Source organism: Clostridium sp. AM22-11AC, assembly GCF_003473545.1.
In the GTDB taxonomy this organism is placed as follows: domain Bacteria; phylum Bacillota; class Clostridia; order Lachnospirales; family Lachnospiraceae; genus Enterocloster.
The window spans coordinates 73,106-99,157 of the sequence record NZ_QUCM01000004.1 but is presented as its reverse complement, the minus strand read 5'-3'; the positions used below and the strand labels follow the sequence as shown (position 1 = coordinate 99,157).

Here is a 26,052-nt window from a genome sequence, read left to right as displayed (position 1 = left end):
CAGATACGGCATTGTAAGAAAAACGCGTATAGCTGTGTAGATAGTTGTACGCGTTTTTCATATGTTTTTCCAGAATGTTTTGCACCTGATCCCGTGAAAAGATTCCGGGAGAACATTGAAAATGGAGGTTTTAACGTGAAAAAGATATGTGATCTGATGGAAAAAGTTCTGTATATCGTAGGAATGGCATCTGTTGCAGTTTTCTTTGTGTGCACCACAGTACAGGTATGTTCCCGTGTATTCGGATTCCAGGCGGCTTTTACAGAAGAAGTTGCCAACGCCGCTCTGGCATGGTGCTGCTTTATCGGATCAGCACCAATGGTTCGCTCCAATGAACACTTTAAATTTACAGCATTAACCGAAAAATTAAAAGGAAAATCCCTTTTTGCAGATGAACTGGCAGGACATATATTTGTCCTGATCTTCAACCTGGTGGTTGGCATTTACGGCATTAAGCTGGTACAGCAGTTTGCAGCATGGAAAATGACTTCTATGCCGGTAAGTAAAGGATGGAGCTGGTTATGTGTTCCCATCTTTGGCCTTACAGCAGCAGTGTTCTCTGTAGAAAATATCATAGATTGTATCAAACATCCTGACAGAGGCCAGGTAGAAGATGCAGTTGAAAAGGCAATGAAGGAGGCAGAGTTATGATCCTGGTACTGGTAGCAGCGTTTTTAGTTTTATTATTTGCAGGAATCCCCATTGCCTATATCCTGGGTCTGGTGGCACTCCTTGGTATTTCCCAGTTAAATTCTATTTCTTTAATTACAGTTGTACAGAAAATGTTTACCGGCCTGAACAGCTTTACACTGCTTGCAGTTCCGCTGTTCGTTCTGGCAGCAAACATTATGAACCGTGCTAAGATCAGTGAGAAACTGATCCAGTTCTGTAATGGTATCGTAGGAAGATTCCCAGGCGGTCTTGCCTATGCAAATGTATTAGTATCTATGTTATTTGCCGGAATTTCCGGTTCTTCCCAGGCTGATACAGCAGGTATCGGTTCTATTCTGATCCCGGCTATGGAGGAAGAAGGTTACAATCAGGAAACTTCCGTAGGTGTAACTGCGGCTTCTTCTACCATCGGTATCGTTATCCCGCCATCTATTCCTATGGTCGTTTACTCTTCCGTAGCAGGCGCATCCATCGGCGCTCTGTTTTTAGGCGGTGTTGTTCCGGGTATCCTGATCGGTCTTGGACAGATGTTTGTTATTTTCATGGGAAATAAGAAATATCATTATCCAAAACAGGATCCAATGTCATTTAAAGACTTTTTAAAGCTGGCTATAAAATGTCTTCCTCCAGTATTAACACCTGTTATTATTATCGGCGGCGTTATCGGAGGCCTGTGTACAGCAACTGAGTCCGCAGCGATTGCATGTATCTACGCGATCATCCTTGGTGTATTCGTATTTAAGAACCTTTCTTTAAAAGATGTAAAACCATTACTTTATGACACACTGCGTACCAGCGCCACTTCCCTGTTTGCTCTGGCAACCGCAAATGCTTTGGGACAGCTTTTAAGCTACTACAATGTAAGTACCAGCGTTCAGCAGATGTTCGCTACCTACTTCCCATATAAGTGGCAGTTCTTGCTGGCTGTGATCGGATTCTATTTATTCCTTGGAACATTTATGGATGCTATTCCTGCAATGATCCTGTTCGTTCCTGTATTAATGCCTGTTGCAACCGCATTTGGCATCACACCAGTACAGTTAGGTCTGATCATCGTTATCACACTGGCAGTTGGTCAGGTAACACCTCCTTACGGTCTGTGTTTGCTGATCGCAGGAAGGATTTCCGGAATGAGTGTGCAAAAGTCGTTTAAGGCTGTTATCCCGTATATCATGGTTTCTGTAGTAGTAGTAGTGCTGATCGCATTTTTACCGGATATCGCCTTTGCATTACCGAAACTTATTAAGCCAGAGTGGTTTTAACATGTAATTCTAAAGGAGGGATTTCTCATGGAGAAAAAGAAGGTAGCGATCGTCACATTAGGTGACAGCCGTCGCGAATTTTATAAAAAGAGAGAAGCAATTGTAGCAAGCGAGATTGAAAAGGTAAAAAAGGCCTTTGGGGATAAATATGACCTTTATATCTCACCTATTGTATTTGACACAGAAGATGGACAGAATATTTCTGATGAGATCAAGAAACAGGGCATTGAAGCTGTGATCATCCATGTGCCTATCTGGGCAACCCCATCTTTAGCATTCCGCATTGCCTATGGAACTTCCTATCCGGTGTTGCTGTTAGGAAATTTGCAGCGCAATACGTCCAGCCTTGTAACACTGTTGGCAGTTGGGGGTATGTTGGACCAGACCGGAAAGAAGTGTATCCGTGTATCAGGTGATTATGAAGATCCACAGATCCAGGAAAAGGTAGATAACTTTGTAAAAGGTGTTTATGTGGCAGAAGGCATTCGCCGTTCCAGCTATGGAATGATCGGCGGAAGAAGTATTGGTATTGGGACTACGGTAGCAGATCCAAGCCAGTGGCAGAGTACCTTTGGGGTAGAGTTTGACCACTGCGACCAGTATGAGATCGTATACCGTGCAAAGGCACTGGACGAAGAACGTGTCCAGAAGCATTTAAAGTGGGTAAAGGAAAATGTCCCGAGGATCGAATACGGTGACAAGTTTACAGAGAAAACACTGGAATTACAGGTACGCAGTTATCTGGCGTTAAAGGATATGGCTGCGGAAAAGAAATATAACTTCATGGGCATCAAGTGCCAGCAGGATATGAGTGACCATTTTGTTCTCCAGTGTCTGGGCGTGGCATTATTAAACAACCCATATGACGCAGACGGCGAAAAGACACCGATTCCTACCTCTTGCGAGTGTGACTGCGATGGTGCTATGACCATGCGCATCTTAAATCTGTGCGCAGAAGGAAAGCCTTCCTGTTTGCTGGACATCAAGTTCTTTGACGGAAACGATAAGGAATTTGTACTGGCAAACTGCGGCAGCGTGGCACCATATTTCGCTGATCCGGACAACAAAGAAGAAGCTATGAAGAAGATCGCTTTAATGCCTCATATCTTCGGGGAAGCAGGTGGTGCATCCATCCAGTTTATCTCCAAACCAGGTGATGTAACGGTTGCCAGACTGTTCCGCAGCAATGGGAAATATGTATTAGGCTGCTTTGAAGGAACCACAAAGATGTATCCTCTTGAGAAGTTAAAAGAGACTACATACTGCTATCCACATGCATTCGTAGAAGCAGAGGCAGACTATGAAAAGTTCTACGAGAAGATCAACTCAAACCATCTGCATATGGTTTATGGAAAGTATGCGAAGGTTTTGAAGATGTTCTGCGAGATCGTGGGAATTGAGTATATCTGCTTTAATAAGTAGTGTTTATATAAAAAACAAATGAATGAGTTGTAAAATTTACAGGTTTACACAGCAACGTCAAAATGTTATGATACTGGTACATTATTTACGAAAACGATATACCGGTGTCCTGAGGCCAGAAATCTTCCTGCAAGCAGGCTTGCATCAGATTTCTGGCCTTTTGGCTATGGTATTATCATGATGTTGTGGCAAAAGGTATTTTGCGGTGATTAACAGAATGTGAGGGGAAATGTATGAGACTCTTATACGAGTTATCCTGGTTATGGGAGATGATAGGTATCGCCATGGCTGCTGCGGTTGTCTGTGTGGCTTGTGCTGCGCTGATCTGTAAGGCAGCAAAGAAGAAACTCAGCAGGAAAGTGATAGCAGTTGTTGCTGCTGCGGCGTTTGCAGGTGCTGTTTTGGCAGTTATTCTAATCGCACGGACACCTATGCCGCTTTGAAAACACTGATCCACTTATACGGTTTAAGATAAAATTAACCCCATTTTCCCGGGAAATGTGCTATACTATCAGCACAGCAGTTACCAAGGAGAAAGGCGGGGAAAAGTATTATGAACAAGGTGATTACAGTGAGCCGTGAATTCGGCAGCGGGGGAAGAGAACTGGGTGTGAAGCTGGCAGAGGCGCTGGGGATTCCCTTTTATGACAAGGAACTGATCTCCATGGCAGCAGATGATATTAATATTGCAGAGGAAGCGTTCCGCAAATATGATGAGCATGTGATCGAGGACGATCCTTTGGATCACAAGATCCATCATTCTTTTTCGGAGTTGTATAAAGTGCCTATGTCTGACCAGATCTTTGTGGCCCAGTCCAATGTGATCCGCAGACTGGCTTCTCATGGCCCATGTGTGATCGTAGGACGCTGCGCAGATATGATCCTGGAGGACAGCGTGAACATTTTCATTTATTCAAAAATGAAACAGCGCATAAAACGTCTGATGGAGCTGGAACCGGAAGAAGGCATCAACGAAAAAGACATGGAAATGAAGATCCGTGCTGTTGACCGCAAGCGCCGGGATTATTACCAGTATTATACTGGAAATACCTGGGGAAGAGCCCAGAATTATCATCTTTGCGTGGACAGCAGTTTAGTTGGCGTTGACGGCTGTTTAAGAGCTGCTCTGGCATATCTGGAAGATGTGTGCAAAGATGAAGAAAAGCCGGAAGATGGCGAAAAAGAAACCGTATAACGGAAAAAGAAAAATATCGGAATGCAATTAAAGACCGTGAATAATTCCCGTCCATAAGACTCATAATAAGAATGTACAAAGGAAGTACAGATCAAAAAACAGGTGAGTCCATGGAAAAACCGGGAAAGAAACTGAAGAAATTTTTTATTATAACAGGAATCACAGGAATGGTGTATGCAGGTCTTAAATACCTGCTGCCACTTGTGGTTCCTCTTTTATTGGGTTATACACTGGCACTGCTCCTTCGGCCATCGGCCCGGTTTTTACAGCACCGGATTACAGTGCGTATATTTGGAAAAAAATGGAAGCCGTCACTGGGACTGATCGTATCGGTACAGCTGCTGATCTTAGCGGTGCTTGGAAGTTTTTTGCTGACTTTGGGCATCCGCCGTCTGTGGGAAGAAACGTCTACTTTGATGAACCAGCTTCCGGTATGGCTGGATGGGCTTTATTTCTGGATCGAGGAAAAATGTTCCGGTCTTGAGAAGCGGTTCGGCCTTGATCCCGGCTGGGGAATCCATGTGGCAGGAAGTATGATCGAAGCAGGAACAAAGTATGTGAAAGAGAAATCGGTGCCGTCCTTGATGGCTGGCTCTTATTATACAGCCGGAGTTATAGGTCGTATTGGATTTATAAGCCTGTTTTCTTTCTGCAGCGCCATTTTAAGCTTACAGGAAATGGAAGAGTTAAAAGAACGGCGGGACCGGTCTGTTTTCAGCCGGGAGTTCCGTCTGATCGGTGACAGGCTGGTAAGCACCGGGAAAGTGTGGTTTAAAAGCCAGGGGATCATATTTTTACTTACCTCATTTTTGTGTACAATAGGCATGTTTTTGGTGGGAAATCCATGTCCTGTCCTTGTGGGAATGGGGATTGGTATCATGGATGCCTTTCCGGTATTAGGAACAGGAACGGTGCTGGTGCCGTGGGCGGTCATTGAGATTGCCATGGGAAGCTGGAAAATAGCATTGATCTTAACCGGTTTATATCTGATCTGTACTTTTATGCGGCAGTTCCTGGAAGTACATCTTATGAGTGGACAGATGGGGCTTTCGCCTTTTGAGACACTGGGGGCAGTGTATGTGGGGCTGAAGCTGTTTGGAATCGCGGGGCTGTTTCTGGGGCCGCTGGGGTTATTGTTGATCGAGGATATGACAGAATTATTGATCACGCAGCCTATGAACGATGAACAGAGGCATAATGAAACAAATAAGTCAGCTATGATAGACGGTGGTAACCGTTTTATGTCCCATTGACAAAAATCCCGTTCTGGCGTAAAATCGAAAGGAAATGACGTAAATCAAAGAGAATCTATGAAATTCCATGAAAATGGTGTTGAAGGGGATCATTAAGTCGGACAGCCCGTTACAGAGAGAGGAACACTGGTGGAAGTTCCTTACGAAAGCGTGACCCAACCTGCCCTGGAGCTCTGTATGATAAATGCAGCGTATTTCCTGCGTTAGAGGATAAACAAGAGGGTTTCTGCAGAGGTAAAATGTCATTTGCCTCAACATTTTTGCAGGAACTAAGAAGGGTGGTACCGCCGAGTCATTCGGTCCCTTGCAGTAAGTTGATGCATGGGATCGGATGGCTCTTTTGATTTTATGTACTCTCGAAACCTTTCCTGCACTTGCCTTTGCGGCTGATTTTCCGCCAGTCGCGCCCAAATTTCATCAACGTACGCCCCGCGTACGCCTCAGAAATCTGAGCACAACTGACAAAAAATCTTCTCGCAAAATCAAGTACAAAAAGGTTCCGAAAGTACATGGTTTAAAAAGAAACAAATAAGGAGAAAAATCATGGCAGACAACAAAAAAATGGTAGAAGCGATCACATCCATGGACACTGACTTTGCCCAGTGGTATACCGATGTGGTTAAAAAAGCAGAGCTGTGCGATTATGCAAGCGTAAAGGGCTGTATGGTCATCAAGCCAGCTGGATATGCGATCTGGGAGAACATCCAGAAAGAACTGGACCGCAGATTTAAAGAGACAGGTGTACAGAACGTATACATGCCTATTTTCATTCCGGAAAGCCTGTTAGAGAAGGAAAAAGACCATGTAGAAGGTTTCGCACCGGAAGTTGCATGGGTAACTCATGGCGGATTAGAGCCACTTCAGGAGAGACTTTGCGTAAGACCTACTTCTGAGACTCTGTTCTGCGATTTCTATGCAAGAGACATCCATTCTTACCGTGACCTTCCAAAGGTATACAACCAGTGGTGCTCTGTTGTTCGTTGGGAGAAGACAACCCGTCCATTCCTTCGTTCCAGAGAGTTCTTATGGCAGGAAGGACATACTGCTCATGCAACTGCTGAAGAGGCAGAGGAACGTACCATCCAGATGTTAAATGTATACGCTGATTTCTGCGAGCAGGTTTTAGCGATCCCGGTTATCAAGGGACAGAAGACTGATAAGGAGAAATTTGCAGGTGCAGAGGCTACTTACACCATCGAGTCCCTGATGCATGATGGTAAGGCATTACAGTCCGGTACCAGCCACAACTTCGGTGACGGCTTTGCAAAGGCATTTGATATCCAGTTTACTGATAAAGACAATACATTAAAGCATGTTTACCAGACTTCCTGGGGTATGACAACCCGTATGATCGGCGCTATCATCATGGTACATGGTGATGACAATGGTCTGGTACTGCCTCCAAGAATTGCTCCTGTACAGATCATGGTAGTTCCGATCCAGCAGAAGAAGGAAGGCGTATTAGACAAGGCATTCGAGTTAAGAGACCGTCTGATCAAGTCCGGCTTCTCTGTAAAGGTAGACGACAGCGACAAGAGCCCGGGCTGGAAGTTTGCTGACTGCGAGATGCGTGGTATCCCGTTAAGAGTAGAGATCGGACCAAAGGATATGGAAAACAACCAGGCTGTTCTGGTACGCCGCGATACCCACGAAAAGACCGTTGTTTCCCTGGACGAGTTAGAAGCAAAGGCAGCAGAACTGCTTGATACCATCCAGCATGACATGTTAGAGAAGGCAAGAAAGCACAGAGATGCCCACACTTATACCGCTTTAGGCTGGGATGAGTTCGTTGAGACCATTAACACAAAGCCAGGTTTCGTAAAGGCTATGTGGTGCGGATGCCAGGAATGCGAAGACAAGATCAAGGAAGTAACCGGCGCAACTTCCAGATGCATGCCATTTGAGCAGGAAACTCTGTCTGACAAGTGTGTATGCTGCGGAAAGCCAGCTAAGAAGATGGTTTACTGGGGACGTGCATATTAATATGAAAATGAATATCCCGGAACCTGCAAGAAAGATCATTGACAGGTTAAATGAACATGGTTACGAGGCCTATGTAGTAGGCGGCTGTGTCCGGGACATGATCCTGAAAAGAGAGCCGGGAGACTGGGATATTACCACCAGTGCCAGACCGGAGCAGGTCAAGGCTCTCTTTACCAGGACACTGGATACAGGCATACAGCATGGCACTGTGACCATTATGGTTGGAAAAGAGGGATATGAGGTAACTACATTCCGGGTGGACGGCGATTATACAGATGGCCGACACCCGGATACTGTTACTTTTACCCCTTCTCTTGAAGAAGATTTAAAGCGCCGTGACTTTACTATTAACGCCATGGCTTATAATCACAATACAGGCCTGGTGGATATTTTCGGCGGCAGGGAAGACATTGACCGTAAAGTGATCCGCTGCGTTGGAAATCCAACGGAACGTTTTACAGAAGATGCCCTGCGTATCCTGCGGGCTATCCGTTTTTCTGCCCAGCTGGGATTTGAGATCGAAGATGCCACACGGCAGGCGATCACAGAAATCGCTCCAAATCTGATCCACGTAAGCAAAGAACGTATCCAGGTGGAACTGACCAAGCTGCTTTTAAGTGACCGGCCACAGACTATGAAGCTGGTATATGAAACAGGCATCAGCCCCTATGTTTCTGAAACATTTCACAAAATGGGAGAAATGCTTGCAGATATGCCGATTACTGTTCCTGCAAAAAAGGCCCTTCGTTGGGCTTTATTTTTAAGAAAAGGAACACCGGAGCAGTCAGTGCGCATTTTACGGGATCTGAAACTGGATAATGATACTATTTACCAGGTAAAGGTGCTGACTGGTTGGATCGAAAGATCCATTTGCGGGGAGATCGCTCTTCCAGATGGAAAAACAGATGAAATGTGTACGCTGGAAACGGCAGCAGAACTGGAATTTATGCCAGGTATCGAAAGCAAGCCTCAGATCCGTAAAGTCATGAGCCAGATGGAACCGGAATTATTTGATGATCTGTTAAATATTAAGCTGTGTCTGGCAAAAGAGGCAGCAAAAGACAAGGATAGCGAAAGTGTGGCGGTAAGGCAGTTAGAGCGGATCTGTGCATTGCGGGATGAGATCCGCGCAGACGGTGACTGCATTTCCTTAAAAATGCTTGCTGTTACCGGAAATGACCTGATAAAAGCCGGAATGAAGCCGGGAAAAGAAGTGGGGCAGACATTGCATCATTTTCTGGAACTGGTTTTGGAAGAGCCGGAGAAGAACAGCAGAGAATACCTTCTTGGAATGTTAAAAGTATAAAACAGTTAATAGATTTGCAAAATAGCACAGAGTATATTTATAGATAAATAGTCAGCTTTTAAATTTATTTGTTACTATGTTTTACAAAATTATTTAGGTTAATAAAAAATAATCATGTATGTTTTTACTTAATTTTAATGATGTATGTGTATAAAAACATTGCAATATTTACAAAGGTTGGCTATAATATTGGATACATGATGTGAACATCACAGTTCAAAGGAGGATTTGAAAATGAAATTAATCAACACAGAAAAAGCACCAGGCGCAATCGGACCTTATTCTCAGGGTTTTGAAGTAAACGGTATTGTTTATACTTCCGGTCAGATCCCGGTAAATCCAGCTGACGGCACTGTACCAGAAGGCATCGCTGCACAGGCTGAGCAGAGCTGCAAGAACGTAGGAGCTATCCTGGAAGCAGCAGGAAGCGGCTATGACAAAGTTATCAAGACCACCTGCTTCTTAGCAGATATGGGCGATTTCGCAGCATTCAACGAAGTATACGCTAAGTACTTTACTTCTAAGCCAGCTAGAAGCTGCGTAGCAGTTAAGTCTCTTCCAAAGGGCGTTCTTTGCGAGATCGAAGCAATCGCTGAGAAATAAGTAATAGTTGTGAAATAAAAATGGCTGCAGTTTCTTAGAAGCTGCAGCTTTTTTTCGCTTAAAATGGAAGTGGGAAACGCGCCCGGGGGCGCGTTGCAGGCTGTGAAGCGTTTGGAGCAGAACGGAAAGCGGTGCAAGGCCATTTATCAGGTACGGAGAGGTTTTAAATATGAAGAATAACATTGTGATCATGAATTTCAGTGGAGTTTACGAAGTGCAGGGCCTAAAGGCAGTGCTGGAGGCAGGAAAAACAAATAATCATATTATTTCCCAGTTGGACTGCCAGGACATTCCGGGGACTAACTGCTATTGTGATAGCCTGGCAGAGGAAGAGATCGAAAAGAGAATTGTCCCATTTGGTCCGGAAGGACTGCATTTTTTAGACTCCGGCAATTACCATTATCTGACAAAACTGTGGCTGGAATTGGTAAAGGAACCTTTTGAACTGTTAGTATTTGACCACCATACGGATATGCAGAGACCGGCCTTTGGCGGCATTTTATCCTGCGGTGGCTGGATCCGGGAAGCACTGGAGACCAATGAAAATTTAAAACATGTAATTCTGGTGGGACCACCGGAAACTGCCATGGAAGAAACAAAAAGGGAGCTTTTGGAAGACGGGGAAGAATTGATCAGGAAAGTAACCTGGATCTCTGAGGAAGAATTTCTTCAAAATGTGGAAAAGCCGGATGGAATAAAGAAACTTTGTGGACAGTGCAAAGAAAATGATTTAGGAGCCGATGAAAAAGATCCATTGCCACTGTATATTTCCATTGATAAAGATATTTTATCAGAGTCTGAAGGAAAGACCAACTGGGATCAGGGAAATGTGGCTTCAAATCAGGTTTTACATTTTATAGATGCGTATATGCAGCAGACACCGGATAAAACGCTTATTGGTGTGGATGTATGCGGGGAAGACCCGGAAGCAGACAGTGAGGAAGTTCAGGCGGTCTGCCGGGAAACCAGTGAAAAGATCAGCAGCTTTGTAATGACATTGTTTAAAGCGGATTAAAAAGTAAAAATCTGCCAGTTATCCCCGTCGGATCAGACGGGGATTTTTGCTGTATATTTTAAAGAATTTTCCATGCCACCAAAGCCAGGATGACCAGAAAGATCACATTATAAAGTGTAAATACCTTCATATAGCGCCCGGTATGCGCATTTTCTGTCCCCACATAAAAACGATAGGAGATCAGACTGGCTAAGGATGCGATCAGAGTTCCAAGGCCGCCGATATTGACCCCGTACAGCAGAGGTGTGACCTGGTCTGTAAAGCTTGAAAGCAGGATGGCAGCAGGTACATTGCTGATGCACTGGCTTAAAAGGATCCCAGCGCCCAGTTCACGTCCCCGGATCAGCTTGTGGAGCAGGTCAGATACTGCTGGGATGTTCTGCACATTTCCGATGAACAGAAAAAAGAAAACAAACGTTAAAAGCAGAAAGTAATCTGCTTTATGGAACAATGCCCGGTTGGTAAAAAGCAAAGTTACGAGGACGAGAACCAGCATAACAGGATATGGGATCAGGTGGGATACGCATCCCAGACAGACCACAAAAAGAGCCAGGTAAACAGCCAGCTTTTTCGGTTCTGGTTGTTCTTCTACTGGTTGGGAAGCTATGTCTACAGATGCAGAGGGAAGCATGCAGGCTGCCGCAACCAGCAAAATCAGAGAAAGGGCTGTAAGGGGAAGCATACGCATCAAGAAAGTCCCTGTGGAAACAGAAAAGGCAGAGGCCAGATACAGGTTCTGGGGATTACCTACAGGTGTGAACATGCTTCCTAAATTTGCTCCGATAGTCTGCAAAACAATGGTGGAGATCAACAGTTTTTGCTGTCCGGTCATAGTCAGGATCATAATGCCAAAAGGCACGAATGTAAGCAGCGATACATCATTGGTGATGAACATGCTGGAAAAGAAGCACAGCAGGGAAAGCACCAGTATTAATTGCCGTGTAGTCCGTACTTTTGTAAGCAGTGCAGAGCCGAGAAAATGAAAAAGACCAATACTCTGAAATCCAGCCACCACCAGCATAAGACAGAAAAGCAGGGAAAGGACCCGGAAGTCGATATACCCTATATAAGCGGCAGAGGGATGTACAAAGAATGCGGAAATAAAGGCTAAAATTCCGGCAACACATAATACAGTTTCTTTTTTAAAAAAGCGGATACAGGTATCTACAAATGGTTTCATAATCAACATGTCCTTTACAATATTCAATCAACAAATTCAGTTTATTCAAAATAAAAGTATACAGCGACTGGTGGAATTTGTAAAATCAAAATGAAAATGGTATACTACAATAATTAGCTTACTCAGGAACAATGCAATGAAGATGAAGAGGTGCTGTGTATATGGAGATTGACATTGAGAAACTGACTTGTGGAATACAGTTGACAGATATAGAGCGGAATGTATTGGAATATCTGCTGACTCATCTTGATCAGGCTTTAAAATTAGGGGTACGGGGAGTGGCCCGGGAAAACTTTACGTCTACATCCACAGTTATGAGACTTTCGCGTAAACTGGGTTATAATGGTTTTATTGAGATGTATTATAAACTTCTGGGAGCAGTGGGCGGTGTCAGCCGTGGTTATGAGGTAAATGAAGATTTTGTCAGCCATTTTGCCGGAAAGGAAGCTGTATCTTTGGAAAACTACCAGAACCTGCGCAGGGCGGCAGAAAAAATCTGCGCAACGCCGGATACTGTATTTATTTATGGTATGGGCTTTTCCTCTATGATGGCAAATTATCTGGGAAAAAAACTTCTGGTTTTGGGTATTAAATGTATTTTATCAGATGGGGCAGATTCTATTGGTATTTTTGAAAATAACATGGAGTCCATAGGTGTTTTTATTGCGTTTTCCAGATCGGGGCGTTCACCTCATGTGTTGAACCGGGTAAAGACAGCAGAAGAAAACTCTATTTTTACAGTAGGGTTTACACATGCAGGGGATAGTCCTTTGAAAGAGCAAAGTGATTGTGTGATCGAGGTAGAAGATGATAATCCTTTAGATGACAGGAATATGAAACCTACCCTTTATTTTGCAAAAACAATGATGATGATCGAACTTTTGATCTATGAATATTATCGCATTTCTATAAAATAAGAGCGTATTTATACAATTTTATATAATTCTGTGAAACGTGTTACGCAATTGGGTAAAAACGTGTTACGTAATTGGGTAACACGTTTTCTTTTGGTCTGAAAATCTGTACTTTTTCTCAGTAAGCTGTATAATTCCAAATATCACCACGTGGAATAAAAAACATAATCTTTTACAGACAGTGAATATTATGTTGGAAAATGGAGAGAGGTAAAATGAAAGAAAAAGTAATGAGTGCTATGCAGGCCTTTTCAAAGGCTATGTTCATGCCTGTGCTGATCCTTCCTATTGCAGGCCTTCTGATCGCCGTGGGAAATGTTTTGACAAATGCGAGACTGATGGAAATCTTACCGTTTCTTGACAATCCGGTAACAAAGGGATTTGGAACAATCCTTTCAGGCGCACTGGTAGCGATACTGAATAACCTAGGACTGATTTTCTGTACTGGTATTGCAATCGGACTTGCAAAGAAGAAAAAAGCGGAAGCCGGATTTACAGCACTTCTTGCATTCCTGGTATTTATCAATGCCATGAATAAATTCATGGGATTAAGAGGAATGTTAGTGGATGCAGACGCATTGAGAGGAAGCGGCCAGGCAGTAGTTCTGGGAATTCAGATCCTGGATATGGGTGTATTCCTGGGAATTATTCTTGGATGTGTAAGTGCATATGTGCATAACCGTTTCATTGATACGGAATTTAACAATGCATTCCAGATCTATGGAGGTGCAAGATTTGTATTTATTGTACTGATCCCGGTTATCATCATTCTTGCAGTTGTTCTTACTTATGTATGGCCTCCTGTGCAGATGGTGATCGACAGTCTGGGATATTTCATTAACAGAACCGGAAACTTTGGTATTTTTATTTACGGAGCACTAGAACGGCTTCTGATCCCTACAGGACTTCATCATCTGGTTTACACCCCGTTTCTTTACACAAAACTGGGTGGTACAGAGCAGATTGCAGGTCAGGTATACGAAGGCTGCCGAAATATTTACTATGCGGAAATGGCAGATCCGTCTATCCCGATCTTATCCTCTTCTGTAGTATGGGATGCAAGAGGACTTTCAAAAATGTTTGGTCTGGTTGGCGCATGCCTTGCAATGTATCACACAGCAAGACCCGAAAACCGTCAGAAGATCAAAGCAATCCTGATCCCGGCTGCATTTACATCCTTTATTGCCGGTGTAACAGAACCAATTGAATTCTCTTTCCTGTTTGTAGCGCCGATCTTATTTGTAGCCCATGCAGTATTAAGCGGACTTGGAATGGTAGTATTTAATATATTAAACTGCCGTGCCATCGGACCAAATGGATTTATTGATTTCCTCCTGTATAATATCCCGTTAGGAATTGGAAAGACACATTGGCCAATTTATCTTTTAATAGGAGTTGCGGAATTTGTTATTTATTATTTCTTATTCCGTTTCCTGATCACCAAGCTGAACTTAAAAACACTTGGGCGTGAAGATAATGGAATGGAAATGAAACTTCATACAAAGGCTGAGTATAAAGAAAAGACTGCAAAAGCATCTACAGAAAAAACGGCAGCATCTGAAAAAGGGGAGATCAATGCAAAGCTGATCGTAGAGGCATTAGGTGGTCCGGATAACATTGAAAAAGTAGATAACTGTTTTACACGTTTACGTCTGATCGTAAAAGACAGTTCAATTGTTAAGGATGAGGTTTTAAAGCAGAAAACAGGAGCAGCAGGCGTATTTAAGAAAAATGAGACAGTTCAGGTAGTTTACGGTCTTCAGATCAATCAGGTAAGAAAGGCAGTAGACAAGGAACTGGGCTTGGATCAGTAATAGAAGGGAGATCATAAAAATGGACGGAAAAAAGTTTAATGTAGTGATTGCCGGAGGCGGCAGTACTTACACACCAGGAATTGTAAAAATGATGCTGGAACATCAGGAAGACTTTCCGCTGAATTCAGTAACACTTTATGATAATGATGCAGAGCGTCAGGCTGTTATAGGTGAAGCACTTGAAATATTAATGAAAGAAGAGGCTCCACAGATTCATTTCGCATATACGACCGACCCAGAAACAGCGTTTACAGGAAAGGATTTCTGTATGGCACATATCCGTGTAGGAAAATATGCAATGCGCAGGTTGGATGAGCGGATCCCAATGAAATATGGCGTTGTTGGACAGGAAACCTGTGGCCCGGGCGGTATTGCTTATGGAATGAGAAGCATTACCGGTATGCTGGAGATTATTGATTATATGGAAAAATATTCTCCGGATTGCTGGATGCTCAATTACTCTAATCCTGCATCCATCGTTGCGGAGGCCTGCCGTGTATTAAGACCAAAGGCAAAGGTGATCAATATCTGTGATATGCCGGTAGGTACCAGAAGAAGAATGGCATACATTGTAGGAAAAGAGTACGATGATCTGGATGTTCGCTATTTTGGTTTAAATCACTTTGGCTGGTGGACCAGTGTAAAGGATAAAACAACGGGCGAAGATTATATGCCTAAATTAATAAAATATGTTGCTGAAAACGGTTATCTTACCCAGAAAGCAATCGAAACACAGCATATGGATGCAAGCTGGCAGGCGACACACAGAAAAGCGAAAGATCTTCTGGCCCTGGATCCACAGTTTTTACCAAATACATACTTAAAGTACTATATGTATCCGGATTATGTAGTAGAACATACAGATCCAAACCACACCCGTGCAGATGAGGTTATTGAAGGCAGGGAGAAAGAAGTATTTGGCGCAGCAAGAGAGATCATCCGCAAAGGAACTGCTACAGGCGGTGAGTTTACTGTTGATAATCATGCGGCTTTTATCGTATCACTGGCAAGAGCGCTGGCTTATAATACACATGAGATCATGCTGTGTATTGTGGAAAATAAGGGTGCCATCAGCAATTTTGATGATGACGCTATGGTAGAGGTTCCTTGTGTTGTAGGTTTTAATGGTCCGGAGCCAATGTGCCAGGGAGAAATCCCAACCTTTGAAAGAGGTATGATGCAGGAACAGCTTGCAGTTGAAAAACTGGTTGTACAGGCATATGTAGAACACAGCTATTTAAAACTGTGGCAGGCGCTTACTTTATCAAAGACAGTTCCAAGTGCTTCTGTAGCAAAACAGATCCTGGATGATCTGATTGAAGCAAACAAGGATTACTGGCCTGAATTAAAGTGATCAGGAGGTGCGTATGGGATTATTTGGCTGGCTGAAAAAAGCACCAGAGATTAAAAAAGCAGAATTTGTATCTCCGGCTACAGGAAAAATTATTCCGGTCGATCAGGTAGAAGATGAGACATTTGCTTCTAAAATCCTAGGAGATGGTTTTGCTGTGGAACTTACAGATGGTGAAGTAATTGCTCCATTTGACGGCGAAGTGACGGCTGCATTTCCTACAGGACATGCCTATGGTTTAAAACGTGAAGACGGTTTAGAATGTTTGATCCATATTGGTTTGGATACAGTAGAATTAAATGGTTCTGGATTTGATGTAAAAGTAAAACAGGGGGATCAGGTAAAACAGGGACAGGTGCTGGTAAAGGTTGATCTGGACCAGGTGACAGGCGCAGGAAAATCTCTGGTATCACCGGTTGTATTTTCAAGCGGAGCAATGTTTACGCTGTTGGAAAAAGAGTTTGCTGTGAAAGGTGAAGAAATCTTACGTCTTGAACAGTAATTATAAAACAGATAATATTTATTGAGCACTCAGTTAAAAGCAGGAGTTGTCCGAACTGATATTTTGCGGATAACTCCTGTTTTTCGTATATTGTTATAATTTTTTCACTTCCACCAGGTTCGTATGCTGTCCGTTCCCTCTTGCAAATGGAGTCGGTCTCTGGGAGGTGAGTACGTTGATGGAGCCTCGTGTATCTACGCCGTTTTCGTCTGGCGTATACCAGGTGCCCTGGGAAAGAGTGGCGACACCTTTGGCTACCCGGTCGGTGATCTTAGCAGGGATCTTTACTTGCCCCCGGTCATTGTATACAAGAACCATATCACCGTCATGGATGCTACGGGCGGCGGCATCTTCCGGGTGGATCCAGAGTTTTTGTGGGTCCAGTCTGCGAAGCCCCAGGTTATTGTCATGGACCGTATGGGTGCGGCATTTGCTGTGCCAGCCGGATAACTGCAACGGAAAGCGCTTTGTCAGCGGGTCCTCCGGACCTTCCGGCGGGGCTACGTACCGGGGGATTGGCGGCATAAAGTCTTTCATAGGAGTTTTCCACAATTTAGTAGAAAACAGCTCGATCTTCCCACTTGGAGTCGGGAATGGATGATGCTCCGGGTCTTTTACCTCTTTTTCAAAGGAAATAGGATAATGACCTTCTTCAAATTTATAAATACCCTTTTCACGGAATTCATCATATTCCGGCAGTTCCGGTTCTCTGGTGCGCAGGTCATCGTAAATATAGCGCATCCACTGGCTGTAATCACGGCCTTCTGTAAATTCTTCTTCTAAGTCGATCCGCTTTGCCAGTTCCCGGATCCATTCATATTCTGTTTTACATTCATAAAGAGGTTCAATGACCTTATTGTTAAATCCCAGAAATTCCGTAAATTTCCACGGCTTTGTAATATTTTCCTCCTCAAACATGGAAACTCCTGGAAGGAGCAGGTCTGCAAATTTGGCGCTGGCGGTCATAAATAAGTCGGAGCAGACGATGAATTCGCACTTGGAAGTGTCTTTTAAAAGTTTGGCAGTGCGGTTGATGTCCCCATGCTGGTTTACAAGGGTGTTGCTTGCCAGGTTGAAGATCATTTTTATATTGGAATTCAGTGTAATATCCTTTGGATCATCAAAGATTCCCTGATCGCAGGTACGGATGCCGTCATATTCGTTCATGCCTTTACCATGATCCACTGCATCAGTCCAGAGGAAAACTGGCAGTGCTCTGTTATAAGGATTATCAAGGACCGGAAATCCCGGCAGTTCATGGGTGGAACAGTCACCGGCACCGGCTGCAGAACCACCGCTGATGCCTACATTTCCTGTAAGACAGGCAAGAAGGATAGCGCCACGGGCACTTTGCTCCCCATATGCATTTCTCTGGGCGCCATATCCCTGGATAATGGCAGCCGGTTTTGTGGTGGCATAGCGGATCGCCAGCTCACGGATGGTGTCAGCTGGGATACCGGTGATCTTTTCACCCCATTCAGGTGTCTTTGGAATACTGTCTGTTTCGCCCATTAAATAGGAAAGGCAGTTAAGGGATGGATCTGCGCCTTCCGGCATATGGGCTGCGTCAAAGCCAAGACAGCATTTATCTAAGAATTCCTGATCCTGAAGCCCTTCTTTTATAATAACGTAGGCCATGGCATCCGCCAAAGCGCTGTCTGTAGCAGGACGGATGGGGATCCACTGGGCATTTAAGGCAACAGCAGTATCATTTTTTCGGGGATCAATGACAATAATGGGAATACCGGCGGCTTTTGCCTTTTTTAAGTAAAACATGGTGCTGCTGTCAAATTTTGTCTCTGCAGGATTATGACCCCACAGGATGATCAGATGGCTGTTTAACCAGTCGGAAGGATGGGTGCCGGTCTCGCTGGTTCCATAGGTAATATCCGTTGCATTGCGGATGCAGGCAGAGCTGTAGGAGTTATAGCAGCCAAGATAACCGCCGTCTAATGCCAGCAGGCGCTGCATCATACGGTCGCCACGCATAACAGCGCTGATGCCGCAGCCGTCATTGACATAGCGGGAACCGGGACCGTAAGTATCCCGGATGCGGATGTATTCAGATGTAAGGATATCCAGGGCTTCCTCCCAGCTGATCCGGGCAAATTTCCCTTCTCCACGTTCACCGACCCGTTTCATAGGCCAGCGAAGCCGGTCTTCGCCTAAAAATGTTTTATGGTAGTTTAAGCCTTTGGCGCAGGCGCATAAGGGAACAGGATGCTCCGGTGTTCCTTTTGTTTCAGTGGAAAGTTTTTCAATAACTCCGTCACAGACGTGGGCGTAGATGATGCAGCGGCCGCCGCAGTTATTCCGCCCGGTTGTGGGAATGATCTTTGTTTCGCTCATGGGGGGTATGCCTTTCTTTTATAGGTATATTTATTAGAGTATAGCATAATCAGAAATTGCCTGTTATAGGTTTTACCTATAGCCAGATAAAGATTTTATGAAATAGACAGACCAAGGGGGATGTGTTAGAATTCAGACTATCAAAAGAAACACAGACAACAAGCAACAAACACAAACAAGGGAGATCAGACCACCGGGGCCTGATAAGAGAGGAGACAAATATTATGAAGAAAAGATGGTTATCATTAGCAGTAGCAGCAACAGCAGCAATTACCGTTCTTGCAGGATGCGGCAGCAAGGCAGCAGAGACTACCGCAGCAGCAACTGAGGCAGCAACCACCGAAGCAGCTTCTTCTGAAGCAGCTGAAAGCAGCGCAGAAGAGACCAAGGCAGAGGCAGCAGCTGAAGGCGAAATTCCTGCTCCGGAAGGCGATGACAACAAGATTTCTATCGGTGTTACACCGGTTCCACATGCTGAGATCGTAAATGATGTAGTAGTTCCAAAGCTGGAAGCAGCTGGCTGGGATGTAGAAGTAGTTGAATTTAATGATTATGTTCAGCCAAATACCAGCCTGGAAGATGGCGAGATCGATGCAAACTATTTCCAGACTATCCGTTATCTGGAAGAGCAGAACAAGGAAAGAGGACTTCATTTAGTAGAAGTTGCAGGCATCCACTTAGAGCCAATGGGTATCTATTCCAAGAATTACAAGAGCCTGGAAGAGCTTCCTGACGGAGCAACTATTGCAGTACCAAACGATGGATCCAATGAATCCAGAGCTATTAAGCTGTTAGCAGACAATGGACTGATCACTCTGGCTGAAACAGAGGATCTTTACAACCTGACCAGCATTGCAGAAAATCCACATAATTTCGAGATCACTGAGCTGGATGCAGCAAACCTGCCAAGATCCCTGGACGATGTAGACGCAGCAGTTATCAATGGAAACTACGCACTGGAAGCAAACTTAAATCCTGAGAAGGATGCTTTAGCAGCAGAGCTTGCAGACAGTGACGAAAGCTACAAGTACATTAACTATCTGGTTGTTAAAGAGGGAAATGAAGAAAGCACTAAGACTAAGGCTCTGATCGCAGCATTACAGAATGATGATGTAAAGAACTACATCGAAGAGAAGTACAGCGGTTCCGTTATCCCGGCATTCTAGGATACAGTTACCGTTCCCTGTATACAATAGCAACAGACAGAAACATCCGGAAATCCCCCACTTCTGAATGTTACCTGATATGAGATTATGAGATGGCAGAGGCTGCTGTAAAAACCTGAAAAACAGGAAATTTTGCAGCAGCCGTTTGCCCGTTTTATATCTGTTTCAATATCTGTTTAGAAGGAGAAATTTATGATCAATATTGAACACGTAAGCAAACAATTTGGTAGCCTTCAGGTGCTGGAGGATATTTCCATTAATATCGACCAGGGAGATATCTTTGGGATCATCGGACAGAGCGGCGCCGGTAAATCCACATTGCTGCGCTGCATCAACGGACTGGAAAAGTACAACGGCGGCTCTATTACAGTAGAAGGAAAGGAGATCGCAGGTCTCAGCCAGAAAGAACTTCAGTTGGTGCGCAAGGACATGGGAATGATCTTTCAGAACTTCAATCTGTTAGGCCGTCTGAATGTGTATGATAACATTGCCCTTCCTCTTCAATTCTGGGGACAGAATAAGAACAGCAAGGAAAATCATGACCGTATTATGGAACTGTTAGATCTGGTCGGCTTAAAGGATAAGGTAAACAGCTATCCCAAACAGCTTTCCGGCGGTCAGAAACAGAGAGTGGCGATTGCAAGAGCCCTTGTATTAAATCCAAAGATCCTCCTTTGTGATGAGGCAACCTCTGCATTGGATCCGCAGATCACAAAAGGTATTCTGGCACTGCTTTTAAAGATCAACAAAGAGCTGGGGATCACCATTGTTGTGGTAACCCACCAGATGGAAGTTGTAAAAGAGATCTGCAACAAAGTTGCGTTCTTAAAGCATGGTAAAATGATCGCTACCGGAAAGCCGGAAGAACTGTTCGTAGCGCCAAATAAGGACGTTCAGGAGTTCGTAGGTGACAGCGTAGAGTTCCTTCCAAAAGACGGCGTCAATGTCCGTCTGTTCTTTAACGATGAAACTGCCAGCGACAGTGCTATTACTCACCTGGCGCATGAACTGGGAATCAATTTTGGTATCTGCCAGGGCAAGCTGGAGAACTTCCGCGGAACCATTATGGGAAGCCTGGTGATCAATGTAACAGAAGCAGACAGAGAGCGTGTAACTGCATGGCTTACAGACAGAGGTATTTTATGGGAGGTGCTTGAAAATGTATGATGTAATTATGAAAGCCTTCGGGCAGACTGTATATATGGTCATCGGTTCTACCATTTTTTCCGTGATCTTAGGTTTTATCCCGGCCATCGTGCTTACAGTGACAGCACCGGACGGCCTGCGGCCTAACAAGATCATTTACGGTATCCTGGATATCCTTGTAAATGTATTCCGCAGCTTCCCATTTATCATTTTAATGGTTATTGTTATCCCGTTTACCCGTATGATCGCAGGAAAGGCCATTGGTACAAAGGCAGCTTTAGTGCCTTTAACCATTTCTGCCATTCCTTTTGTAGCCAGAGTGATTGAGTCTGCTCTTCGCAGTGTAGACCATGGTCTCATCGAAGCAGCCCGTTCTTTCGGCGCAGGAGACCTGCAGATCATCTTCCGCGTATACTTAAAAGAAGCTCTTCCGGCTATCCTTTCCGGTATCACACTGACTATGATCAGCCTGATCGGTTACAGCGCAATGGGCGGTGCCATTGGTGCCGGCGGTCTGGGCGATGTGGCCATCCGTTATGGATACCAGGCCTATAAAATGCCGTATCTGATAAGTACCAGTATTGTGCTGATCATCTTTGTGCAGGTGATCCAGAGTGTAGGAAACTTATTATATAAGAAATTATCATAAACGCAGGCTGAACCTTCGTTAACAGTCCAGGAAAAACATATATATGCATATAAAAAGCAGCCACTCTGCTGCAGGCCCTATAAATGGAACCGGCAGAGCGGCTGCTTTTTTGTGCAGTGAATGAGATGATCCGGTAAGCCGGACCAAAATATATTTAAAAGAAAAATCCTCCGATCAGATAAACAATATAAGCTGCGATCCATGCAACCACACACTGTAAGATCACAACGGTCAGTGCCCATTTTCCACCCAGCTCTCTCTTAATAGAAGCAATGGCAGCCACACATGGTGTATACAGCAGACAGAAAACTAACAGGCTGGCAGCGGACAGAGAAGTCATACTGGATACCAGTGTGCTGGTTTTTCCAAAGAGGATAGACAGCGTGGAAACAACGCTTTCCTTTGCTAAAAATCCTGTAATAAGGGCAGTGGCGATCCGCCAGTCTCCCAGTCCCATTGGATGCATTAATGGGGCGATCAGGCCGGAGATCATAGCAAGGATACTGTCCTTAGAGTCTGTAACAATGTTTAAACGCAGGCTGAAGGTCTGTAAGAACCAGATAGCAAGGGTTGCCATGAAGATAACGGTAAAGGCTCTCTGAAGGAAATCCTTTGCCTTATCCCATAACAGCAGACCAACGTTTTTGGCACCTGGCATACGGTAATTTGGCAGCTCCATAACAAAAGGAACAGCTTCTCCGTTAAATAAAGTTCCACGTAAAATAAGTGCCATTAAAATACCCATGATAATACCGCCAAAATACAGGGCTATCATCACAAGGGTGCCATGCTCCGGGAAGAATGCTGCGGTAAAAAAGGCGTAGATAGGCAGCTTTGCGGAACAGCTCATAAACGGGGTCAGCAAAATGGTCATTTTACGGTCACGTTCCGATGGAAGAGTACGGCTTGCCATAACGCCCGGAACGGTACAGCCAAAGCCGATAAGCATAGGCACGATGCTGCGGCCGGAAAGACCGATCTTTCGCAGCAGCTTATCCATAACAAAGGCTACTCTTGCCATATATCCGCTGTCTTCCAGCAAAGACAGGAAGAAGAACAGTGTAACAATGATCGGCAGGAAGCTTAATACACTTCCCACACCGTTGAAAATACCGTCCATAACAAGGGAATGGATCACCGGGTTTACATTCCAAAGGATCAGGAAATGGTCTACCAGCGTGGAAAGAGCGGAAATGCAGCTGTCAAGGAGGTCAGATAAGAAACTTCCGATCACGCCGAAGGTAAGGTAGAATACCAGTCCCATAATACCTGCAAAACAGGGTATAGCGGTATATTTTCCGGTAAGTATCTTATCCATTTTCACGCTGCGCAGATGTTCCTTGCTTTCTCTTGGCTTGATAACGGAAGCATCACAGGTTTTTGCAATAAAATCAAAGCGCATATGTGCAATGGCTGCTGCACGGTCCAGGCCGCGCTCTGCTTCCATCTGGGTAATGATATGCTCTAAGGTCTGTTTCTCGTTCTCATCCAGGTTCAAGCTGTTTATAATAAGGGAATCTCCCTCCGCCAGCTTGGAGGCAGCAAAACGCAGTGGGATACCGGCGGCTTTTGCATGGTCCTCAATCAGGTGCATAATGGCGTGAAGACAACGATGGACAGCACCGCCGTCATCATTTACATCACAAAGGTCCATGGTTCTTGGAGGTTCCTGATATTTGGCAACGTGGATGGCATGTTCTACCAGCTCGTCGATGCCCTCATTTTTGGCAGCAGAAATAGGAATGACCGGGATACCAAGCATTTCCTCCATCTGGTTGACCATAATAGAACCGCCGTTATCCCGCACTTCATCCATCATATTTAATGCAAGGACCATAGGGATATCCAGTTCCATTAACTGCATGGTCAGATACAGGTTTCGCTCAATGTTGGTGGCATCTACAATGTTGATGATGCCCTTTGGATGCTCATCTAAAAGAAAGTTTCGGGTTACCAGCTCTTCACTGGAATAAGGGGACATGGAGTAGATACCAGGAAGGTCTGTTACAAGGGTATTGCTCTTTCCGCGGATCATACCGTCTTTCCGGTCTACGGTAACGCCAGGGAAGTTACCTACATGCTGGTTGGAACCGGTAAGCTGGTTAAACAGTGTGGTCTTGCCGCAATTCTGGTTTCCTGCAAGGGCAAAGGTAAGCAGCTCTGTATCCGGCAGTGGATTTTCCGTTGCTTTAATATGGTATTTTCCGCCTTCACCAAGGCCTGGATGAGGCTTGGACTGTTCAATGGTGCTTAAGTCCGGATTCTGGGGGCGGGGAAGAACGCCGTCCCTTACATCTGTAATTTCTATTTTTTCTGCATCTGCAAGGCGCAAGGTCAGCTCATAGCTGTGGATGCGCAGCTCCATAGGGTCGCCCATAGGGGCATATTTCACCATGGTCACCTCTCCTTTGGGGATAAGGCCCATGTCTAAAAAGTGCTGGCGCAAAGCTCCTTCTCCGCCAACAGACAAAATCGTTGCAGTTTTTCCAATGGGTAGATCGCGAAGTGTCATACTAGGCTCCTTTGTCCCTGGTATATTATAGAAAAGGATATACCAGGGGTAATTTTGTTGATAAAAATTATCATTAATACCAATCTAAGGTATGACACATAAGAAGATTTGTCAAGAGAAGATTTATTATATAAAGAAGCTTTGATTTATAGCTTAAGATTTATTTTCCAACAGAATCAAATTCATCATAAATTTCTTTTGAAGGCTCCTTTGTAAGAAGGGAAACAATGACAATAGCAAGGCAGGAAAGGACAAATGCAGGAAGCAGTTCATAAATATTGAAGTTTCCGCCTAATGGGCGTACCAGATACTTCCATACAAAGACCATAACGCCGCCTGTAAGCATACCGGCCAGTGCGCCCTGCATATTGGTACGGCGCCAGAAGAGGGCGAACAGCACCAGCGGTCCGAAGGATGCTCCAAAACCGGCCCATGCAAAGGATACGATGGTGAATACAGAGCTGTCCGGGTTCCATGCCAGGAAAACGGCTACAATGGCAATTCCCATAACCGTAAGACGGGCTGCATTCATGGAAGCGGCAGTGCTCATTTTGATCTTTAAAAAGTCCTGGAGCAGGTTCTGGGATACACCGGAAGCAGCAGTTAAAAGCTGGGAATCAGCAGTTGACATGGTACATGCCAGGATACCTGCAAGTACAACGCCTGCGACCAGTGACAGTAAGAAACCATTCTGTCCAAGAAGATGTGCAAACTGGATGATAACAGTCTCAGACTGGGAGCTGGTGGTAAACATTGGGATAGAACCTGCTACAGAAGCGCCATATCCGATGATACCGATAAGAATGGCAACGCACATGGAGATCAGTACCCATACAGTTGCGATCCGGCGGGAAAGTACCAGTTTTTTCTCCTCTTCGATAGCCATGAAACGAAGGAGGATATGAGGCATACCGAAGTAGCCAAGGCCCCATGCTACGGTAGATACAATAGAAAGCAGGCCGTAAGGTGCAGCAGAAGCAGTTGCCCTGTCATGAAGCTGGGTTATGGAGAGGTAACCGGCTAGAGAAGTAGCGTTGTTTACAACTTCGCTCCAGCCACCGGCCATATGGATGCCATAAAATACGATGACGACCAGGGAAATGGACATAACCACGCTCTGGATCAGGTCTGTAGTGGAAACTGCCATGAAGCCGCCCATAACGGTATAACCTACGATAACAACTGCACCAACGATCATTGCAATGTGATAATCGGTACCGAAAAGGCTGGAGAATAAGGTTCCGATGGCTTTAAATCCGGAAGCAGTATAAGGAATAAAGAAAACAAGGATGATGATGGCGGAAATGCACATCAGGATATTTTTGTCATCTTTAAAACGACGGGAGAAGAAGTCCGGAATGGTGATGGCATTGCATACGATCGAGTAACGGCGCAGACGCTGTGCTACGATCAGCCAGTTTAAATAAGTACCAATGCCAAGGCCGATGGCGGTCCAGCCTGCGTCTGCAATACCGGTGAGATAAGCAACGCCTGGCAGACCCATCAACAGCCAGCTGCTCATATCAGAGGCTTCCGCACTCATAGCTGTTACAAAGGGACCAAGCTTTCTGCCGCCTAAATAGAAATCATCTGCGGAATCACCGCTGCCTTTCTTGCTGAAATAAAATCCTACATACACCATTGCAAGCAGATAGATCACAATGGCTGCCAGGATACCAGCCTGTCCTGAAATCATAATCTTATTCCTCCTCGAAATAATGATCTCCCTAGTCTTTCATGCGCAGAATGATTTCGGGA

21 protein-coding genes are annotated in these 26,052 nt (G+C 44.7%); 17 read left to right on the top strand and 4 right to left on the bottom strand.

Annotated features, from left to right (window positions below; genetic code table 11):
- The first annotated feature begins 135 nt into the window (after positions 1–135).
- From DW251_RS05630 to DW251_RS05585, 10 genes are all read left to right on the top strand, one after another.
- Entirely contained in the window at positions 136–651 is a 516-nt protein-coding gene (locus DW251_RS05630) for a TRAP transporter small permease (protein WP_118300461.1), read from the top strand.
- Positions 648–1,934: a TRAP transporter large permease gene (locus DW251_RS05625; RefSeq protein ID WP_118300460.1), complete on the top strand. Its 1,287-nt coding sequence runs from the start codon at positions 648–650 to the stop codon at positions 1,932–1,934. Before DW251_RS05630 ends, DW251_RS05625 begins: the two co-directional genes overlap by 4 nt.
- 27 nt (positions 1,935–1,961) lie before the next feature.
- Positions 1,962–3,356, top strand: coding sequence for an L-fucose/L-arabinose isomerase family protein (locus DW251_RS05620; protein ID WP_021868762.1), 1,395 nt, complete (start codon positions 1,962–1,964; stop codon positions 3,354–3,356).
- 233 nt (positions 3,357–3,589) lie between these two features.
- Entirely contained in the window at positions 3,590–3,799 is a 210-nt protein-coding gene (locus DW251_RS05615) for a hypothetical protein (protein ID WP_118300459.1), read from the top strand.
- Between the two features lie 110 nt (positions 3,800–3,909).
- Positions 3,910–4,551, top strand: a complete 642-nt coding sequence (locus tag DW251_RS05610) for a cytidylate kinase-like family protein (protein WP_021868760.1) — start codon at positions 3,910–3,912, stop codon at positions 4,549–4,551.
- Between the two features lie 110 nt (positions 4,552–4,661).
- Positions 4,662–5,804: an AI-2E family transporter gene (locus DW251_RS05605; RefSeq protein ID WP_118300458.1), complete on the top strand. Its 1,143-nt coding sequence runs from the start codon at positions 4,662–4,664 to the stop codon at positions 5,802–5,804.
- A 543-nt stretch (positions 5,805–6,347) separates the two neighbouring features.
- Positions 6,348–7,787, top strand: a complete 1,440-nt coding sequence (proS, locus tag DW251_RS05600) for a proline--tRNA ligase (protein WP_118300457.1) — start codon at positions 6,348–6,350, stop codon at positions 7,785–7,787.
- A gap of 1 nt (position 7,788) precedes the next feature.
- The gene (locus DW251_RS05595) at positions 7,789–9,093 is read left to right on the top strand and encodes a CCA tRNA nucleotidyltransferase (protein WP_118300456.1); all 1,305 of its coding nucleotides are present in this window, start codon (positions 7,789–7,791) and stop codon (positions 9,091–9,093) included.
- A gap of 234 nt (positions 9,094–9,327) precedes the next feature.
- Positions 9,328–9,696: a RidA family protein gene (locus tag DW251_RS05590; protein WP_021868756.1), complete on the top strand. Its 369-nt coding sequence runs from the start codon at positions 9,328–9,330 to the stop codon at positions 9,694–9,696.
- Positions 9,697–9,865: 169 nt separating this feature from the next.
- Complete coding sequence (locus tag DW251_RS05585) at positions 9,866–10,711, top strand: hypothetical protein (protein WP_118300455.1); 846 nt, start codon at positions 9,866–9,868, stop codon at positions 10,709–10,711.
- A gap of 58 nt (positions 10,712–10,769) precedes the next feature.
- Here the strand turns inward: DW251_RS05585 and DW251_RS05580 are convergent, their stop codons facing one another.
- Complete coding sequence (locus tag DW251_RS05580) at positions 10,770–11,891, bottom strand: SLC13 family permease (RefSeq protein ID WP_021868754.1); 1,122 nt, start codon at positions 11,889–11,891, stop codon at positions 10,770–10,772.
- Positions 11,892–12,052: 161 nt separating this feature from the next.
- On the opposite strand from DW251_RS05580, the gene DW251_RS05575 reads away from it, so the two are divergent.
- The 4 genes from DW251_RS05575 to DW251_RS05560 all read left to right on the top strand — a co-directional run bounded on the left by DW251_RS05575 (position 12,053) and on the right by DW251_RS05560 (position 16,472).
- Entirely contained in the window at positions 12,053–12,808 is a 756-nt protein-coding gene (locus DW251_RS05575) for a MurR/RpiR family transcriptional regulator (RefSeq protein ID WP_021868753.1), read from the top strand.
- A 212-nt stretch (positions 12,809–13,020) separates the two neighbouring features.
- Positions 13,021–14,619, top strand: a complete 1,599-nt coding sequence (locus DW251_RS05570; RefSeq protein WP_118300454.1) for a PTS transporter subunit EIIC — start codon at positions 13,021–13,023, stop codon at positions 14,617–14,619.
- A 19-nt stretch (positions 14,620–14,638) separates the two neighbouring features.
- Positions 14,639–15,973 carry a 6-phospho-alpha-glucosidase gene (locus DW251_RS05565; RefSeq protein WP_118300453.1) on the top strand — a complete coding sequence of 445 codons (1,335 nt, stop codon included), beginning with the start codon at positions 14,639–14,641 and terminating at the stop codon, positions 15,971–15,973.
- A 13-nt stretch (positions 15,974–15,986) separates the two neighbouring features.
- Complete coding sequence (locus tag DW251_RS05560) at positions 15,987–16,472, top strand: PTS glucose transporter subunit IIA (RefSeq protein ID WP_021868750.1); 486 nt, start codon at positions 15,987–15,989, stop codon at positions 16,470–16,472.
- A 93-nt stretch (positions 16,473–16,565) separates the two neighbouring features.
- Here the strand turns inward: DW251_RS05560 and DW251_RS05555 are convergent, their stop codons facing one another.
- Positions 16,566–18,821 carry a DMSO/selenate family reductase complex A subunit gene (locus DW251_RS05555; protein WP_118300452.1) on the bottom strand — a complete coding sequence of 752 codons (2,256 nt, stop codon included), beginning with the start codon at positions 18,819–18,821 and terminating at the stop codon, positions 16,566–16,568.
- A gap of 224 nt (positions 18,822–19,045) precedes the next feature.
- Between DW251_RS05555 and DW251_RS05550 the strand changes: the two genes are divergently transcribed.
- The 3 genes from DW251_RS05550 (at position 19,046) to DW251_RS05540 (ending at position 21,782) form a co-directional block, all read left to right on the top strand.
- Positions 19,046–19,987: a MetQ/NlpA family ABC transporter substrate-binding protein gene (locus tag DW251_RS05550; protein WP_118300451.1), complete on the top strand. Its 942-nt coding sequence runs from the start codon at positions 19,046–19,048 to the stop codon at positions 19,985–19,987.
- Positions 19,988–20,179: 192 nt separating this feature from the next.
- Entirely contained in the window at positions 20,180–21,154 is a 975-nt protein-coding gene (locus DW251_RS05545; protein WP_118300450.1) for a methionine ABC transporter ATP-binding protein, read from the top strand.
- Positions 21,147–21,782 (top strand): methionine ABC transporter permease, encoded by a 636-nt coding sequence (locus tag DW251_RS05540; RefSeq protein WP_021868746.1) that lies wholly within the window; start codon positions 21,147–21,149, stop codon positions 21,780–21,782. Before DW251_RS05545 ends, DW251_RS05540 begins: the two co-directional genes overlap by 8 nt.
- A gap of 154 nt (positions 21,783–21,936) precedes the next feature.
- On the opposite strand, the gene feoB is transcribed toward DW251_RS05540, so the two are convergent.
- Together feoB and putP are read right to left on the bottom strand one after the other, a co-directional pair.
- Positions 21,937–24,294 (bottom strand): ferrous iron transport protein B, encoded by a 2,358-nt coding sequence (gene feoB / locus DW251_RS05535; protein WP_118300449.1) that lies wholly within the window; start codon positions 24,292–24,294, stop codon positions 21,937–21,939.
- Between the two features lie 160 nt (positions 24,295–24,454).
- Complete coding sequence (gene putP / locus DW251_RS05530) at positions 24,455–25,990, bottom strand: sodium/proline symporter PutP (protein ID WP_021868744.1); 1,536 nt, start codon at positions 25,988–25,990, stop codon at positions 24,455–24,457.
- Between the last annotated feature and the right edge of the window lie 62 nt (positions 25,991–26,052).